The sequence below is a fragment of the Flavobacterium cerinum genome (assembly GCF_004028155.1).
Lineage (GTDB): Bacteria > Bacteroidota > Bacteroidia > Flavobacteriales > Flavobacteriaceae > Flavobacterium > Flavobacterium cerinum.
The window spans coordinates 164132-181385 of record NZ_SBII01000001.1 but is presented as its reverse complement, the minus strand read 5'-3'; the positions used below and the strand labels follow the sequence as shown (position 1 = coordinate 181385).

The window sequence follows — 17254 nt, the reverse complement described above, 5'->3', positions numbered from 1 at the left end:
GGACATAGGTCACAAATAAAAAGTGATGTAGATCACATTATGAAGAAAGCCTGCTGAGTGTTTCGCGGGATACTCCAAGATAAGAAGCAAGCAGCGTTTTTGGCACTCTTTGAAAAAGTGACGGATATTGACCTAGTAATTTCACGTAACGTTCTTTAGCACTGCTATTTAGTAAAGATAAGATTCTTTGTTGAAGGGCAATGTATCCTGAGTTTGATTTTTTTCTAAAAAAATGTTCGATCTTATGAAGATCAGCACAAAGTCTTTCGCGGTTTTCTAACGATAAGCAAAATACTTCTGTATCTTCTATACAGTCTACCATTAGTGTTGCCGCTGTCTGACTAAAATAAGCCTGATAATCACTAATCCACCAATCTTCCATTGCAAACTGCATAATATGTTGTTTGCCTGCCTCATCAGTATGGCTCGATTTTACAAGACCGGAAACAACAAAAAAATCGAAAGTAACAGGCTCACCCTCCTGAATAAGAAACTGATGTTTCTTAAACTTTTTTAATATAAAGTGAGAGAGTACATGCTCAAATTCAACATCTGTAAGCGGTATTATCTTTTCAATGTGTTCTCTTAGACCTGAATTCATAGCAAATTATTTTAGCAGTTATTTGCTAAAGAATATAGAAAATCAACCCGAGATTAAGCGAATTCATAGTAAGCTTTTGTCTATTATCCCCTTCAAAAGACGCAGAGTTGTATATTGGGGTTAACCCATAATATGCATAAAGATTCCATGTATTCCATCCCACTGAAATGTAAGTACCATAAACAAAAGTGTTTATGTTTTTATCATTACGAACCTTTATAGTTGTATTGCCATCCGGCTCATACTGTGCCTTGTCGTAAAACAGATAACTAATTTTAAAACCTAAATAAATACGCCAAAACTTATGATCCAGTGCGGTAGAATTTCTCCAGCGAAGTTCTATAGGAAGTTCCAGATAATGAAGTACCAGTTTATTTTTATCAAAATCGGCCTTATCAGCTGTCTGATAAGTATTTTCGCCATTAATATTTATAGCCGCAAGATTGTGTTTTATATTATTATAAGAATATCCTAATCCAGCTGCTATAGCATAAGTACGGTTTTTATTAATCGGCATATCCCTTAAAAAACCTACTGTTAATCCTGTCGAAAAAGAATATTGCGAATATCCGGGGGGTTTACCCTGCATAATATTATAGGAAAGAGAAGCATAAACCTGATCTTCGCGGTACTTAAGGTCTGCCACAGGTACTATACTGTCCAGTTCAATGGTATCGCGCACTTTAGGTTCAAAAACCTGTGCCGATGCTGTAAAAGCATAAAAAAAGAAAATAAACAGAGTGGTTAGCCTCATAATTGTATATCCGGAGATTCTTAGTTCTACAAAGATGCAAAAGTTTAGGCTTACTCTCAAAAAATTCATTCATATTTCGTTCAGCAGTAATTAAATAAAAAAGCCACTGTATAAACAATGGCTCTTCTATAAATAGACACGCTGGAATTATACCATTCCGTTCATGGCCTTAAATGCCATTTCGGGATCGGCAAGGCTCAACTGGTAAATATCTTCCGTTGCCCCTGTACGGATCTCAAACCTGTTATTAGCCATTGCATCCAGTACATCTTCTGCAACAACCGAAGGTGCAATGCCTTTCTCGCCACCAATTTCACTAGAGAAATCCGTATTTACCATTGGAGGCATCAACTCAAATACTTTAACCGAGGTTTCGGCAAGTGCCAGCCTAAGCGATTGCGTATACGAATGCAGGGCTGCCTTAGTCGCAGAATAGGTAGATATGTAAGCATTAGGGGCATAAACGGTTATTGAAGAAACATTAACTACTGCCGCTTCTGCCTGCTTTTCTAATAACGGCAATAACTTTTCGGTAAGGCGTATTACAGAAAGATAGTTTGTCATCATCTCATCGGTTGCTTTTTCATAAGCTCCAGCTTCACCGGAAAGGTTATAAGCAAATGCCCTTCCCGCATTATTGATCAGCACATTCAGCTCCGGAAAATCATCTGCTACCCTTTTAACCAATACGTTTACATCGCTTTCTTTGGTTACGTCAAAGGTAATAGCAATAACATTGCCTAATTGTGCAGCAGCAGCCTTAAGCCTGTTCTCATCTCTGCCTGTTATAATTACTTTATTTCCATTGGCTACAAACAAGCGAGCCATTTCTAACCCCATTCCTGCGCTTCCGCCTGTTATCAAAATTGTATTTCCTGTTGTTCTCATTTTATTTGTATTGAATTGTATATTAAAATTTATTTATTCTGCTTTTTTAAATAATGTGCTGGCTGTATGTCCTCCAAAACCAAAGGTGTTGTTAAGTGCATAATTAATCTTCTTCCTCAAAGGAGTATCAAGAACAATGTGCAGCCCTTCCGGTATCAATGGGTCTAAATTTTGAGTATTGATCGTTGGTGGAATGATATCGTTTTTAACAGCCAGTATGCTTATTATACTCTCTATTGCGCCTGCAGCACCAAGCAAGTGCCCCGTCATGGATTTTGTAGCACTAACAGGTACATTCAATCCTTTAAAAACGGTGTGTATCGCATTAAGTTCACTAAGGTCTCCTTGTGGAGTAGAAGTAGCATGAGCATTTATATAATCAACCGCATCAGGTTGTATTCCGGCTTCTGCTAATGCTTTTTTCATACCCAATGCAGCACCAAGCCCGTCGGCAGGTGTACCGGTTAAGTGGTAAGCATCGGCTGCCATACCTCCACCTACGATCTCAGCATAAATAACAGCTCCTCTGGCAACAGCATGATCCCAGTCTTCCAGTACCAAAGCGCCTGCTCCTTCACCTGCTACAAATCCATCACGGCTTACATCAAACGGACGTGAAGCCGATTGCGCATCATCATTACGTTTTGATAAAGCCTGCGAAGCATTGAACCCTCCGATAGAAGATGCTGTTATAGCTGCCTCGCTGCCACCGGCTATCATAACTGTTGCCTTACCTAAACGTATGGTGTCAAAAGCAGCAATAATTGCGGTATTAGATGAAGCACAGGCCGATACCGTTGCATAGTTTGGACCATGAAGCCCATAACGAATGGAAAGTACTCCTGCCGCTATATCTACGATCATCTTAGGAATAAAGAAGGGATTAAAACGGGGTGTACCATCGCCGGAATGAAATTCTTTGAGCTGCTCTTCGAATGTACCGATGCCTCCATTTCCCGATGCCCATATTACACCTACTTCAAATCGCTGTTCCTGAGACATGGCTGTAAAATCAAGCCCGGAATCCTTAATAGCTTCATCGGCAGCAGCAATCGCATATTGGGTAAAGAGATCATACTTTTTTATTTCCTTTTTCTCGATATGATCTTCAGCCGTAAAACCTTTTACCTCACAGGCAAAATGCGTTTTGAATTTAGAGGTATCAAATTTGGTTATAGGCCCTGCACCGCTTTTACCAGCCAGGATGTTTGCCCAAAATTCTTTTACCGAATTACCCAGGGGAGTTATTGCCCCTAAACCTGTAACTGCTACTCTTTTCATTGTATTTTGCTTTTATTCCCTCCTGTATTTTCTTTAAGAAGGTATTCTACAAACTGTTCTACTCTTGGTGCTATAATAAGTATGGCCGGTATAACGATCACATAAGTCATTGCCCATGATTTTAGCCATATTACCATGAACTTTGGCACAAAGCCAATATTAATGCTAATCAGGGAAAACGATATTATCCCTGTAGTTACCACACCCATTATCAGGGCAAATGCCAACTTCTTTTTCATGGTTTATTTTTTAATCTCTGTTTTTATCAGATTGGTGTAGCCTTTTGCAATAAGCCTTGTTTTGTCGGCATTCCATACATCACATTGTGCATTCACGATTTGATTGCCTTTTTTAATCACCGTTGTTTCTGCAACAACTACATCTCCTTCTCTTGCCGATGCGATATAATCGATCACCAAATTAACCGACACATAAAAATAAGGTTCGCCATATGATATAAGCGTAGCTCCTATAGAGTCGTCTATAATGGCTGCTGTAACGCCGCCATGCAGCGTACCGAACGGGTTTGTCATTTCTTTTCGAATCGTATATTGAAATGCAAGACTGCCCTCTTCTACCTTTAGAATAATTGGCTTTAACCAACTCATAAACGGTGACGGTGAATCGCTTACTTCTTTGCCTATACGCTCTTTTAAAAATGCTGATGCTTCTGAATACATACTTATTAGTTTTGTAAATTTTCTATCACTACTGCCGATGCACCGCCGCCGCCATTACAAATAGCCGCAACACCATACTTACCACCTTCCTGTGCAAGAACAGAAATAAGCGTGGCAATAATTCGTGCGCCCGATGCCCCGATAGGATGCCCCATAGCAACACCACCTCCATAAACATTAATTTTATCAGGATCAAGACCTAATATTCTTTGATTTGCCAGTATGACCGATGCATACGCCTCGTTGATCTCAAAATAATCAATATCATCCTGGGATAATCCCGCCTGTTTTAATGCTTTTGGTATCGCAACAGATGGTGATGTCGTAAACCATTCCGGTGCCTGTGCAGCATCTGCATAGCCAATAACCTTAGCCAGCGGAGTAAGGTTGTATTTCTCAAGCATTTCGGCAGATACCAATACAAAAGCAGCTGCACCATCGTTAAGATTACTTGCATTTGCTGCCGTTATTGTTCCACCTTCTTCAAATGAGGGTCTAAGCGTAGGTACTTTTTCAGCAATCAGTTTGGTTACATCTTCGTCCTGTGTTATGGTTACTGTCCCTGATTTTTGTTTTACCTCAATTGGAATGATCTCCCTGTCAAATTTTCCTGCTGTAAAAGCTTTTGCAGCCCTGCTGTAAGAAAGTAACGCATATTCATCCTGCTCCTCGCGGCTTATGTTGTATTTACGAACGCACATTTCGGCTGCATTACCCATATGGAAGTTATTATATACATCCGTAAGACCATCTTTCAGCAAACCGTCTGTAATAACACCATTACCCATTTTATTTCCCACACGCTGATTAATGTAATGCGGTACGTTACTCATACTTTCCATACCTCCTGCAACCACAATAGTATCTACTCCCAATTGTATTTGCTGCGCTCCCAGCATTACTGCTTTCATGCCTGCCGCACATACTTTATTTACCGTAGTTGCATCAGTATGATCATCGATTCCTGCAAACTTAGCAGCCTGCCTTGCGGGCGACTGTCCTACATTAGCAGACAATACATTCCCCATGTATACCGAATCGATATCATTTTTTGGTATGCTTGTTTGTGCCAATGCGCTTTCAATAGCTATACGACCTAATTCTGTTGCCGACAGATGAGAAAGATTTCCTAAAAAACCTCCTATTGGTGTTCTCTTTGCTGCTACTATAAATACTTCTTTCATATTGTTTTCGTTTTATACCGTTCGGTATATTTTAAATCAAAAAAATGGTTTTATGTCTTATTTAAATTTACAATCACTCACTATATACCGATTGGTATATTTTTCAACAAAAATTTTTACGCTGTTATTTCGTTTATCATTTTTTCACACTGCTTCATCGCCGCTTTAAGTCCGTGCATTTTACCTGTTACTTTTGCCAGCATAATACCGCCTTCAATTAAAGCAATAAAGGCTCCTGAAAAATCTTTAGCATTTGTTCCCTGTTTAATCTGCCCCTTCTCGACACCTTCCTTAATAATATATTCTAGTGAAGCATACCATCTTTCAATAGCATTTACAGCTTTCGCTCTTAATTCGCCATGAGTATCATCGGCCTCAATTGCTGTATTTAATACCGGACAGCCTCCATTTAATAAGGTAGGGAGACTGGAAAAATCAGAAAACACATTTAAATAAACTTTTAATTTATCTATTGAATGGCTCTTAGCAGCGATCCGATTCTTTATCGTACCATATACTAACCCGAAGTTATAATCAAATGCTGCCAGGGCAACTTCGTCCTTATTTTCAAAATTACCATAAATACTTCCCTTAGTAAGGCCGGTTGCATCAGTAAGGTCATTGATCGAAGTTCCGGCATACCCCTTCTTGTTAAAGATAGGCGCCGTTTTCTCAATAATATATTGTCTGGTCTTTTCTGCTTTGGTCATGTTCATGTTCATTTTCAGTAAACAAAATTATACCAATCGGTATAATAATCCTAACGCATGTCTATTTATTTTTTTTATAGCATTATAGAGAATATCAATTGCTAATCTTATGCTAACTAAGGCAGTATTTCAGGGAAATTGTTTAAATTTACTGTAAGAATAATCAAAAAAAGACAACATGCAAATACAATTTAATATCGACAACAGTATTGAGGGACATGAAAGAACAGAGAATTATTTCACTCCTATTTTACAGGATGCCCTTAAAAGATATGAAGACAAAATAACACGACTTGAAGTACACTTAGCTGATGAAAATGGAGAAAAATCTACTCCTGATGATAAACGCTGCCTACTGGAAGCACGCGTTGCTAACTTAAAGCCAATAGCTGTTACAAATCATGCTGATACGGTTGAGAAAGCTATTAAAGGCGCTACAGATAAATTAAAAAATGCGTTAGAACACAGTTTTGGTAAACTTCAAAATCACTAAGATTTCGAACCATAATAAGACAACCCCTTTAGCAGTAGCTAAAGGGGTTTTTTAATGCAAATACTTTAAGTTTGTAATTGTAATCAAAACCAAAATGTAATGAGTGCTCTTAAAGATATTTATTCGCCTGTTTTTTATGATAAGCTGAGTGCTATTCTAGACCGTGCACTACCCGAATTTGATAAAATTCGCTTTATGAGCCGCATATACAGGGATGGTTTTGAACATAAAGAACTTAAAGACAGGATGCGTCATACGGCTAAGGCAATGCATTGCTTTATGCCCGAAGATTTTAATGAAACCGTACCCGTTCTTCAACACATCATAAAACATTTAAGGGAAGCGACTATTGGCGAAGACAGCCTGGCTTATATGTTCCTCCCTGATTATATAGAAACCTATGGCATTAATAATTATGATGCTGCCATTAAGGCCTTAGAATTTACTACTCAATTTACCAGTTGTGAATTTGCAGTACGTCCATTCCTGCTGCAGTATCCTGACCAAATGATGGATCAGATGAAAGCCTGGTCTTTGCATGAAAACCATAAAGTAAGAAGACTTGCCAGTGAAGGTTCCCGTCCCCGCCTGCCCTGGGCAATGGCAATTCCATATTTAAAAAAAGACCCTACAGCTGTTTTACCATTATTAGAGAATTTAAAGAATGATCCGTCAGAATGGGTACGCAGAAGTGTAGCCAACAATATTAATGATATTGCCAAAGATAATCCGGGCGTAGTAATTGAACTGGCAAAACAATGGAAAGGCAGCAGCAAAGAAACCGATGCCATTATAAAACACGGATGCCGTACCTTATTAAAACAGGCACATCCTGAAGTATTACGAATTTACGGACTTGATAGTACTCATATGATATTATCTAATTTCGAGATTATCACCCCAACAGTAAAAATGGGAGATAGTGTTGAATTTACTTTTATGATCGAGAACAGAGATTCAACGCCCCAAACAGTACGATTGGAATATGGCCTTTATTATAAAAAATCGAAAGGACATCTGGCACGAAAAGTATTCAAGATCAGCGAAAGGATCTTTCAACCGGGAGAGAAAAGTACTATTGTAAGAAAACAATCGTTCAGACCTATAACCACCCGTGTATTCTATCCCGGAGACCACGAACTATCGCTAATTGTAAACGGCGAAGAAAAATCAATTGCAAAATTCGAATTGATATAAACATGAAACAGCCTTTAAAAGGCTGTTTCATGTTTACTGGATAGCTGTTTTAACAGCTCAGGAACTTCATTCCAATGGTCAATTCTTTGATGATGATTTAAGTGAACATTATGATATGCTGTGAACATAAGCGGCTTTCCTTTACAAAAGTCCAGGTTTTTGCAATAATCATCAATCATAAAATCGGTATCGATGATGCTCTTATCTCCACAAAAAATGATGTTCTTCCAACTAATAAAAGGAAAGTGCTCACTAAGCCATTCTTTTTTCTCAAACAATGATAACGGGAATTCCATTGCCGCCGAGACGATAAAAATTTCATATTCCTCCATCAACGCTTTAACTGTTTCTACAGCCTTATCCATCACAGGTACTGTCCTAAAGAAAGATGGTGAATTTAAAATTTTAAGTATGGCTCCTTTGTTCGAAAAAGCCTCATGTTCATTTAATCCTCTAATTGTCTCTTTTGCTGTTATAATACCAGTTTCTTTTTGGTACCATTCAATAAGATGTGGCTCTATGTCGGCTATTACGCCGTCCATGTCTATGGCAATCGATTTTTTCATATTTGCTTTAATTTGCAACAAATTTACGATATTTTGCAACATAATGCAGTGTTTTGCAATGTTAAATTTTATATATTTGCAACATATTGCAATAAAATGGTAAAAGAGGAACGTTTACAACTAATACTTAATCGGCTTTCAAAAGACAATAAGGTACGTTTGGACCAGCTTAGTCAGCTGCTCAATGTATCTGAAGATACTGTGCGAAGGGATATTAAAGAGCTGGACTCTCAAGGACTCCTAAAAGCTGTTAGAGGTGGTGCTATGGCACATTCTCCTATTCCCCATCATTACAGGGACAGGGAAAAGTATGACTTAGGGCAAAAGCAGGTAGTTGCCCAAAAAGCACTAAACTTTCTTAGAGATGGACACGTTGTTTTTTTTGATGGAGGAACATCCGTTGTAGCATTAGCTGCAAGCCTGCCAAAGAATTTAAAAATTACAGTTGTAACAAATAGCTTCCCGGTAGTGAATGTATTGGAAGACCATCCCAATGTCGATGTGATCTTTGCAGGAGGCAGACTCTACAAAATATCATTTACAACTATTGGCGAGGATGTGCTGAATACCCTAAGAAATATAAGAGCAGACATTTGTTTTTTAGGTATTTGCAGCATTCACCATACAATGGGTATAACCGCCATGGATTATGAAGATTCTCAGGTAAAAAAGCTAATGATGGCACAAGCCGTTAAAACCATTGCTTTATCTACTCTTGAGAAAACAAGTACTGTAGAAGCTTTTTATATTTGCCCGGTAACCGATCTTGACGTAATTATCACAGAAACCGACCCCACAAATACAGCTTTAAAAGCCTATAAAGATTTAGGTATCGAAATAGTTTAAAAATCAAACCGTGTAAGATATGTCCATCAGACGTAATAAATAAAATCCCGGTTGTATAAACCGGGATTTTAATTTAAGTATAAACTGTACTATTTCTTAACAAGTTTTTCCAAATAAATCTTATTGTCGCTTCCCGTCACTGTTATTATATAAATACCAGCCGTATAACCTGAGACATCCAGCACATAAGACTCTTTATCTACACCTCTGGAAACCAATTGTTTCCCGTCACTAGAATAAACAGCCAGTTCCTTAATAATTATACCCCCAACCGAAACTGTAACTATATTGGCTGATGGATTAGGATACAAAATCATTTTCCCATCATTATTTTCAACGTTTATAGTATAATTTACCGGTTTATAATCACTTTTCCCCCTTATTGGAAGAGCAGCAGCACATTCTTCAATCTTAGCAAGAAAAAGGGATCCTGCTTTTATAAACGAATTAGGCTTTATTTCTATAAATGATCCTGCTTTTAAAGTTATATTTTGTCCATTGCTTACAGTATAGCTATTGTTTGTAGTAATAGATGAACCCGCATGATGTATTGCATTATTCTCTTCCGGAAATCCTAAAGTCATATACTCAAAACATCCGCCGTTTGACGGATTTAGTATAGGAACAAGTGGTGGAAGACAGATGCCACTAGCACTGCTTAATTGAAAAATTGCATCCATAAATAACCCAGTCTGGTTCACACTACAATTTTGATAAGAGTCCGGGTTATTAATCATTCCCAAATATTTCCAGTTTGGATAAGAAGCATCTCTTGATGTATATATTACATAGATTTCTCCATTTGCCGCTCTTTGCGCAGAACCTCCATGTGTAATATAATATAGATCCGTTTGATATCCTTGATTTATTTCTTTACCGACCCCATTAAATACGTCAAAGGCCATAGTACGCTGTCCAAAAAAGTTTACTGTATACAACACTTTTCCGTCTGATGAAAATTCGGATGAATATGGATATATATCAGTTATATTCATAAAATAATCTGGCGTTATTAATCCTGTACTATTATCAAAAGAGCACACCCTTGTACCATAATTATACACAGGCCAACTTATATTGCCAGGCCACCTGGAAAGAGCTATAAGGTTTGAATATGGGAGTCCAAGGTCTGATGATAAATTTGGTGATACCCTGATATGTATTTGTGTTTCCGTCGGATTCACAGGAGCAGGAAGATTACTAACTAAAGGAGTTGAGTGAAATCCCTGAGTATCTAAATGATAGCTATATAATTTTGAACCATTGGCAAACAATATCCAATAGCTTTTATTATCCGCATGTGGAGTCATTGTAATCGTTTCCGATTTTAATGTAAATGCATTACCAAATTCGTCAAGTAGTGATATGTTTTTTGCTGCAGTAACTACCCCTCCTAAAGGAAGCCCGTCAGTACCCATACTTCCTAATGACATATCTACAATTGTATAGTTACAAAAATTCCCCGGAAGAGGAGATAGCTTTACATCACTTGTCGTAAAAACGTAATAAAGAGTATTATTACCGGGATAAGGAGCAATTACAACATGCTGTGAGTCATATCCTCCTACTAAATCAGCGCCATTCAACATAACCTGATGGTTTCTATTCCATATGGTTTTACCATCTGTATAAAAAAGCAGTGAACCATTAGCTCTGCTTATACTCGCAACACCTTCAAGCGTTTGCATTGAACTACCCGATAAAACCGTAGGTGGATTTGAAGCAAAATTTAAGCCTGTATAGGGTCCAAAATACCAATTGTTATTTTCGCCCTGTGCAAAACCTAGGAGCCCGCTAAGGAGAAATAAGTAAATGATGATTTTTTTCATATATTATTTTTTCTCCATTAATACTTTCATTTGTGCTTTTAGCACCTCAATCTCACTTTGCTGTTCGTTAAGAGCTTTCTTCTGCTCTATTACATATAAAGTAAGTTCTTCAATTTTTTCCTGCTGAACTTTTGCAATATCTCCCAGCGATATACCCTCTTCAGCAACTTGTTTTGCCGAAGGTACATTAGGTAAATGTCCGTTCTCTGCAATAAAACACTCTACTTCTTCAAGTGTAGGCAATGCATAGTTGTCTTCAAAAACGTAGTCGGCCCATGTTGTAGCTACCCTTACTTCTTCGGCAAGTACTCCTCCTTTAACAAACAACTGGTAATTAGTAAGGTTTGCACCTCCCGCAGCAGTAGGAAAAGCCGTTACACCGCCAACACCAACTTTGCCATTCAGTTTTACCTGATCTAAAGCAAAATCACCCCAAATTAAAGGTGTAGCAGTACTTGTATTGTCTATAAATAATTTATCATTTTCGGTAGATTGACGACCCGCAGCATTTCCTAAAAATACATTTCTTGAACCGAGGCTGCCTTGGCCCGCTGTATATCCTAAATGTGTGTTATTCATTGATACTGCTCCACCTCCTCCGGAATTACAGCCTAAAAACACATTTCCATTACCTGTTTTATTACTCATACCTGCAAAATAGCCAATAGCAACATTTTCATTTCCAGTAGTATTTCCATTTGAGGCATTGGTCCCTAAAAACGTGTTAAATTCACCTGTAGAATTATTAATTGCCGTATAAGAACCCATAAAAATATTATAGCCTCCAGTAGTGTTTTTTGCCCCTACATTCTGTCCAATAAATGTATTTCCACTTCCGGTTGAATTTATTGGTCCTACTATATATCCAAGAAAGGTATTAGCACTTCCGGTACTAACCTTACCTGCTTGATGGCCATAATATGTACTGCTGCCTCCAGCTGTGCCCGCACTATTCCCTCCGCTAGTCAAATTTGCTGTTGATGCCACATTTTGTGCGTTCATAGAAAAGATCCCTCCCGTTAAAAGAAGGCCCATAAGTAATTGGTTTGTTTTCATAATTTAAATTAGATTAAGTAGATTTTTTATAAATGTAGCCAAAAACTCACTTATTTATTCAGGCATAATTATAAATATTTTAAAAAAAACGCACTTATATAATTCAAAAAATAGATATTTATAAAAAACAACATGCTGTCATTATATCGGTATTATCTAAATTATAACTACTCTATGTAAATGTATTTTGTGATAATTTCATAAAGGATCACAAACTGCTTTTTTACATAAAAAAAACCTCTGCAACAAAAGCTGCAGAGGTTTTTTTATTTATTGCTATACTGTATTAAAAAGCAGTACTTATAGAAAGGGTAAATCCTGTACTCTCAGGTACAAAACGGCATACACCACCCACACATACAAGACCACCACGCTGCCTTCCGTAATTAGCTGCGATACGGGTTGCTCCTATACGGTAAGCTCCACCCATATTGTAGTAATGTGTTCGTTTACTGCTATCATCATTTCCGTAATTGTAAATATCCCATACATATAAAGAATACTTATCGTTAAGGTTTAACTCTAATGTTCCGCCTACCCAGTTTTTCTTATCAGCATCAGCCCACATGTGCTCTCCTTCCAAACGGATCGATTTTGATGGTGTAAAATTATAAGTAGCTTCAGCACAAACAATATTTGTCTTAACAACTTCTCCGCCTTCAAGCCATGCTTTATTATAGTATTGGTTAATGTATTCAATACCTGTTATCCAATTTTCAGAAAATCTCTTTTTGATCTCAACATTGTAATCCGAGAAATATTTGTTCCCTAATCCAAAAAAGTCAGTACTATAGTCTGAAGGAGTCAATCTGTAAGCTCCCGGTAAATTGTACCAGCTTGAAAGGTTAGCCGATATTTTTGTACCATACTTACCACCTATTGCCGATCCTTTTTCGAAATCATAGAATACATCTATCTGTCCGCCTGTTTCACCGGCCTTCATGATCGTTGGGTCTATAAAGTCCACTTTACTCTGCGCCTGGAACACATATATATTAGCCAGATTTGAGTGATGCTGTTTTGTTAATGCAGGAGTAAAGTTAAGTACCTTATCATTAAAGTTAAGGCTCGTTGTAATTCCATCACCGGTACTTGTAGGTGTTCTTTCAGAAAGTATTTTCATATTTTCCATTCTGCGCAAAGTAGCATCGATACCTAAACCTGATTTAGAATAACCAAAGTTTAAGATAACAGCATTACCCGGTTTCACAAAATTATTGCTAAGCGTGTTCTGAGTACCTAACACGCCATCTTTCTCTTTATAATTATACTCACCCGACACATAAAATGCATCGTGAATAAAATTAAATCGAACAGCAGTCATGTTTGTAAGCGCATTAAATGTTGGGTCAGGCAGGTCTATTTTTTCATAACGCCCTACATAACTAACACCTAAAGAAAGATCAGACTCTTGAAATTTAAGCAGGCTGCTTACATTAAAATCAGAATCAAATCCAAAGATATCGCCACTGGTTACTTCAAAACCACTACGCTGTCTACCATATAAAGCCGTAAGCTTAACATTATCACTAGGCCTGTAAATTATTCTACCTCCCCTAAGTGCTGTATTAATACCCAGTGCTCTGTCTTCCCATGCACGTAATAGCATTCCGCTGCCAAACTGCTCATAGAAATATCCCGCTGTAAACTCAAACTTACTCGTTTTATAGCTGGCATAATAAGTACCGATATCTGTACCCTTAAAACCCGGATTATAATTTAATAGTGCATTAGGCTCATAAGACTCCACTTGGATACCTGCCGAAAATCCATCTATTTGATAGTTCACTAATAAATAATTATTAGAGCGTATAGGATCTTCAGGATGCTTTATCCCTCTTCCCTTATCATTAAGATACCATTGAGCATTAGATTCAAATCCTCCAAATATTTTACCATAGTCTTTTTTCTGCACAGTATCATTTTCCTGTGCGTGCAATGAGCCTATAGTAAATGGCAATAGCAGCAAAAGTAATTTTTTCATCAATCTATAGTTGCTTCAGTTTATTGTATAATTCTTTTTCAGCACCCTGGCTGTAACCGTTATGTATGTAAACGATCTTTTTGTTTTTTACAACAACAGTATAAGGTACATTTGCAATAGACAGTCCTCTTTTTAGATCCTGGTTTGTATCTAATAATACGGTGTAAGGCCATTTTTTTCCATTCAATAAGGGTTTAACACGTTTTTGTGTACGTGTATCATCTATAGAAACCGCTATAACCTCCATATTAAGTTCTTTTGTCCATTTAGCATAATTATCGTTTATGGCATCAAGCTCATTAATACAAGGCACACACCATGTAGCCCAAAAACAAAATACATATAATTTATCTTTTTCGGCAAAGTCATTTTTAACGTTAAAGCTTTTATTATTCTCTGACTTGATCGTTACACTTGGCATTTCTTTTTGCGCATAAGCCGAAACCGTAAGGAATAAAAACAGTAGTGCTAATTTTTTCATAGTTATTAAATTTTAATGGGCATTTTAATTGCGTGGACAATATTAAAAAAAAAATAACAGCTAATAGTAATACGTATGATTAAAAATGAAAAAGAATGCTATAAAAAGCCAAAAATATTGCATTTTTCGTTGATTAAACTCTATAGGATTAGTAGAATTATCAAAAAAAACATCAAATTTCAACTTTTTTTTGTGTTATTTATCTAAAATGTTTTGTGGTGTTATTTTTTTGTATAATTTCGAAAAAAATTACATTTAGTTTATATATGCTTAACGCATAGAAACTTAATTTGATTCATTTAAAAAAAACTAAAAAACTATTAACCATTCTTACCATGAAAAAACCTTTACTCTTAGGATTGCTATTAGCAGCTGGTCTTAGCGCTAATGCTCAACTTGCTGACGGGTCTATAGCTCCGGATTTTACAGCTACAGATCTTCTAGAACAAGAACACTCATTATATGCTGATTATCTTGATAACGGAAAAAGTGTTATCATCGATTTTTCTGCTACATGGTGCCTACCATGCTGGAACTATCACCAAACACATGCAATGGCAGATCTTTATGAAGCTTACGGACTAAACGGATCTGATGAAATTGGTGTATTCTTTATAGAAGGTGATATTCAAAACACTGTTAAAGATAACTTGTATGGAATTCAGGTTGCTGGTAAAGCAGTTACAAGAGGTAACTGGACTCTAGGAAGCCCTTACCCTATTATTGAAGATACCGCAGCAATGAACCTTGGTGCTGACAACAAATATAAAGTAGAGTATTTCCCTCAGATGTACAGAATTTGTAAGGAAACAAAAACTACAAAACTGGTAGATCAGGAAACAGCTCTTGAACTTAGAAACAGTATCCAGGAATGCCAAACCTTAACAGGTATTGCTAACCATGGAAAAATTGAAAGCGGTTCTAAAATAACAATCTGTGCTTCCGGAGAAACTCAAAATATAGTAGCTAAGCTTAAAAACTTTGGTAATAACAACGTTACCGGTGCTCACGTAGTATTGAAAAAAGACAACGCTATTATTGCTGAACAGGACTATACTGGTAACCTTGCTCAATTTGCAACTCCTGCATCTATTACATTTAACAATGTAACTCTAGATCTTGGTGCAACTTATAAAGTAGAGCTTACTTCTCTTAATGGTGGTGCAGCTGCAAATGCAGAGCTTACTGTTGCTACAGTTGATTTTGGATACCCAACTGCAGCTGAAAATAATATGCTAAGAGTTGATGTATTTACAGATAACAAACCAACTGAAATAACTTGGGAAATTAAAGATGAAGCAGGTACAGTTGTTGCTTCTGGCGGACCTTACACAGCTGCCGATGCTGACAAAAGAATGACAAGCTGGGTTACTATCCCGGGAACAACTCCACAATGCCACACTGTAGTTATGAAAGACAGTGGAAACAATGGATGGAATTCTGGAAACAGTGAATTAGGACATGGAATGATCATCTATTCTAACGACGCTCAAGTATTCCTTCAGGGAGTAGGTAACTTTGGTGCATCAACAAGCTTTAACAAAGCATTCAGAACTAATGGTGTATTAGAGAATGAAACTTTTGCAGATGCTAGTTTTACAATGTTCCCTAATCCTACAACAGGTATCGTTAACTTTACAACTCAGGAAACTCTTAATGTAACAGTTATCGATATGACAGGAAAAACTGTACATACTGCTAAAGATATTAAAGATGGTGATTCTATCAACTTAAGTACTTTACAAAGCGGTATCTATATTGCTAAAATAAAAGGTGAAAAATCTCAAAGAGTTGAGAAAATTATCATCAAATAAGCTGTAACGCTTTAACAAGAATATCCAAAAAGATGCTACCGGAAAAGGTTTCCGGTAGCCTTTTTAATTAAATGCGAATACAAATAAAATTACTTGATTATGAAAAAAATTATCCTGATTGCAAGTTTATTACTTACTACTTTAACGCAAGCACAAATTTCTGTAGAAGGAAATGGCGAGCCTATACCAAACGGTTATGTATACACAACTAACAAGCTACTGCCGATGGCAGCAGCAGAATTGAGATTAACTGTAACCAATACTTCTAATGCTCCTATCAATCTTAAATTAAGAATTGAAGAAATGACTAATGCCTCAGGATCTGAGGTGCAGTTTTGCTTTGGTGAACAGTGTTTTGATAACGTTACAGTAGGCAAAACCGTGCCATCAAACAATACAGAAGGTGGATTCGGATTGACATTAGCACCGGGCGCATCAAATAATGAAGTAGATCACTTTTGGAATAACAACCCAGGGATAGATACAAATGTTCCTGTAAAATACAAAATCGCTGTTATACAATATACTAATGAAGGTGTAATTATTGGAGAACCTTTATTTACTTTCACCTATATTTACGATAAGAATTTTACTGCCGGTACAGCTGATTTTGCTTCATTAAAAAACATAGGGATTACATTAAACAGTACTGTAGTTAAAAATAGTTTAGATGTAACTGCAACACAAAATGCTAAACTTGAAATGTTTAACATTAACGGACAGATCATTAAAACTGCTGCAATTATAAATGGTTCTCAATCTGTAGATGTTTCTGGCCTTTCGAATGGTGTATACATTACAAGATTCACTAACGAAGAGAACAAAACTTCACAAATAAGAGTTGTTAAGAACTAATTTACTCCATCTTAGCGTTGTTAATTACTACTGCG

18 protein-coding genes are annotated in these 17254 nt (G+C 36.9%); 5 read left to right on the top strand and 13 right to left on the bottom strand.

Annotated features, from left to right (window positions below; all coding sequences use genetic code 11):
* Positions 1 to 37 precede the first annotated feature (37 nt).
* The 8 genes from EPI11_RS00800 to EPI11_RS00765 all read right to left on the bottom strand — a co-directional run bounded on the left by EPI11_RS00800 (position 38) and on the right by EPI11_RS00765 (position 6098).
* The gene (locus EPI11_RS00800) at positions 38 to 601 is read right to left on the bottom strand and encodes a Crp/Fnr family transcriptional regulator (RefSeq protein WP_128388056.1); all 564 of its coding nucleotides are present in this window, start codon (positions 599 to 601) and stop codon (positions 38 to 40) included.
* Positions 602 to 626: 25 nt separating this feature from the next.
* Complete coding sequence (locus EPI11_RS00795) at positions 627 to 1355, bottom strand: porin family protein (protein ID WP_164879090.1); 729 nt, start codon at positions 1353 to 1355, stop codon at positions 627 to 629.
* Positions 1356 to 1502: 147 nt separating this feature from the next.
* Entirely contained in the window at positions 1503 to 2243 is a 741-nt protein-coding gene (locus tag EPI11_RS00790) for an SDR family oxidoreductase (protein ID WP_128388054.1), read from the bottom strand.
* Between the two features lie 33 nt (positions 2244 to 2276).
* The gene (gene fabF / locus EPI11_RS00785) at positions 2277 to 3524 is read right to left on the bottom strand and encodes a beta-ketoacyl-ACP synthase II (RefSeq protein ID WP_128388053.1); all 1248 of its coding nucleotides are present in this window, start codon (positions 3522 to 3524) and stop codon (positions 2277 to 2279) included.
* The gene (locus EPI11_RS00780; protein WP_128388052.1) at positions 3521 to 3763 is read right to left on the bottom strand and encodes a DUF2798 domain-containing protein; all 243 of its coding nucleotides are present in this window, start codon (positions 3761 to 3763) and stop codon (positions 3521 to 3523) included. Before EPI11_RS00780 ends, fabF begins: the two co-directional genes overlap by 4 nt.
* Before the next feature lie 3 nt (positions 3764 to 3766).
* Positions 3767 to 4204, bottom strand: coding sequence for a PaaI family thioesterase (locus EPI11_RS00775; protein ID WP_241657557.1), 438 nt, complete (start codon positions 4202 to 4204; stop codon positions 3767 to 3769).
* Positions 4205 to 4209: 5 nt separating this feature from the next.
* The gene (locus tag EPI11_RS00770) at positions 4210 to 5388 is read right to left on the bottom strand and encodes an acetyl-CoA C-acyltransferase (protein ID WP_128388051.1); all 1179 of its coding nucleotides are present in this window, start codon (positions 5386 to 5388) and stop codon (positions 4210 to 4212) included.
* A gap of 116 nt (positions 5389 to 5504) precedes the next feature.
* Positions 5505 to 6098 carry a TetR/AcrR family transcriptional regulator gene (locus EPI11_RS00765; RefSeq protein WP_128388050.1) on the bottom strand — a complete coding sequence of 198 codons (594 nt, stop codon included), beginning with the start codon at positions 6096 to 6098 and terminating at the stop codon, positions 5505 to 5507.
* 178 nt (positions 6099 to 6276) lie between these two features.
* Between EPI11_RS00765 and EPI11_RS00760 the strand changes: the two genes are divergently transcribed.
* Positions 6277 to 6591 (top strand): HPF/RaiA family ribosome-associated protein, encoded by a 315-nt coding sequence (locus EPI11_RS00760; RefSeq protein ID WP_128388049.1) that lies wholly within the window; start codon positions 6277 to 6279, stop codon positions 6589 to 6591.
* Between the two features lie 99 nt (positions 6592 to 6690).
* On the top strand, positions 6691 to 7788 hold the full coding sequence (locus EPI11_RS00755; protein WP_128388048.1) for a DNA alkylation repair protein: 1098 nt from the start codon (positions 6691 to 6693) through the stop codon (positions 7786 to 7788).
* 14 nt (positions 7789 to 7802) lie between these two features.
* On the opposite strand, the gene EPI11_RS00750 is transcribed toward EPI11_RS00755, so the two are convergent.
* Positions 7803 to 8354, bottom strand: coding sequence for a 5' nucleotidase, NT5C type (locus tag EPI11_RS00750; RefSeq protein ID WP_128388047.1), 552 nt, complete (start codon positions 8352 to 8354; stop codon positions 7803 to 7805).
* Positions 8355 to 8450: 96 nt separating this feature from the next.
* On the opposite strand from EPI11_RS00750, the gene EPI11_RS00745 reads away from it, so the two are divergent.
* Positions 8451 to 9200 carry a DeoR/GlpR family DNA-binding transcription regulator gene (locus EPI11_RS00745; RefSeq protein WP_128388046.1) on the top strand — a complete coding sequence of 250 codons (750 nt, stop codon included), beginning with the start codon at positions 8451 to 8453 and terminating at the stop codon, positions 9198 to 9200.
* 89 nt (positions 9201 to 9289) lie between these two features.
* Here the strand turns inward: EPI11_RS00745 and EPI11_RS00740 are convergent, their stop codons facing one another.
* From EPI11_RS00740 to EPI11_RS00725, 4 genes are all read right to left on the bottom strand, one after another.
* Positions 9290 to 11029 (bottom strand): T9SS type A sorting domain-containing protein, encoded by a 1740-nt coding sequence (locus EPI11_RS00740; protein ID WP_128388045.1) that lies wholly within the window; start codon positions 11027 to 11029, stop codon positions 9290 to 9292.
* Positions 11030 to 11032: 3 nt separating this feature from the next.
* Positions 11033 to 12085: a hypothetical protein gene (locus EPI11_RS00735; protein ID WP_128388044.1), complete on the bottom strand. Its 1053-nt coding sequence runs from the start codon at positions 12083 to 12085 to the stop codon at positions 11033 to 11035.
* A 286-nt stretch (positions 12086 to 12371) separates the two neighbouring features.
* Positions 12372 to 14069 (bottom strand): DUF6029 family protein, encoded by a 1698-nt coding sequence (locus EPI11_RS00730; protein WP_128388043.1) that lies wholly within the window; start codon positions 14067 to 14069, stop codon positions 12372 to 12374.
* 4 nt (positions 14070 to 14073) lie between these two features.
* A complete protein-coding gene (locus tag EPI11_RS00725; RefSeq protein WP_128388042.1) occupies positions 14074 to 14550 on the bottom strand; it encodes a TlpA family protein disulfide reductase in 477 nt (158 codons plus the stop codon).
* Between the two features lie 335 nt (positions 14551 to 14885).
* Here EPI11_RS00725 and EPI11_RS00720 point away from each other — a divergent pair, with 335 nt between their 5' ends.
* Together EPI11_RS00720 and EPI11_RS00715 are read left to right on the top strand one after the other, a co-directional pair.
* A complete protein-coding gene (locus EPI11_RS00720; protein ID WP_128388041.1) occupies positions 14886 to 16364 on the top strand; it encodes a T9SS type A sorting domain-containing protein in 1479 nt (492 codons plus the stop codon).
* 99 nt (positions 16365 to 16463) lie between these two features.
* Complete coding sequence (locus EPI11_RS00715; RefSeq protein WP_128388040.1) at positions 16464 to 17219, top strand: T9SS type A sorting domain-containing protein; 756 nt, start codon at positions 16464 to 16466, stop codon at positions 17217 to 17219.
* Positions 17220 to 17254: the final 35 nt, after the last annotated feature.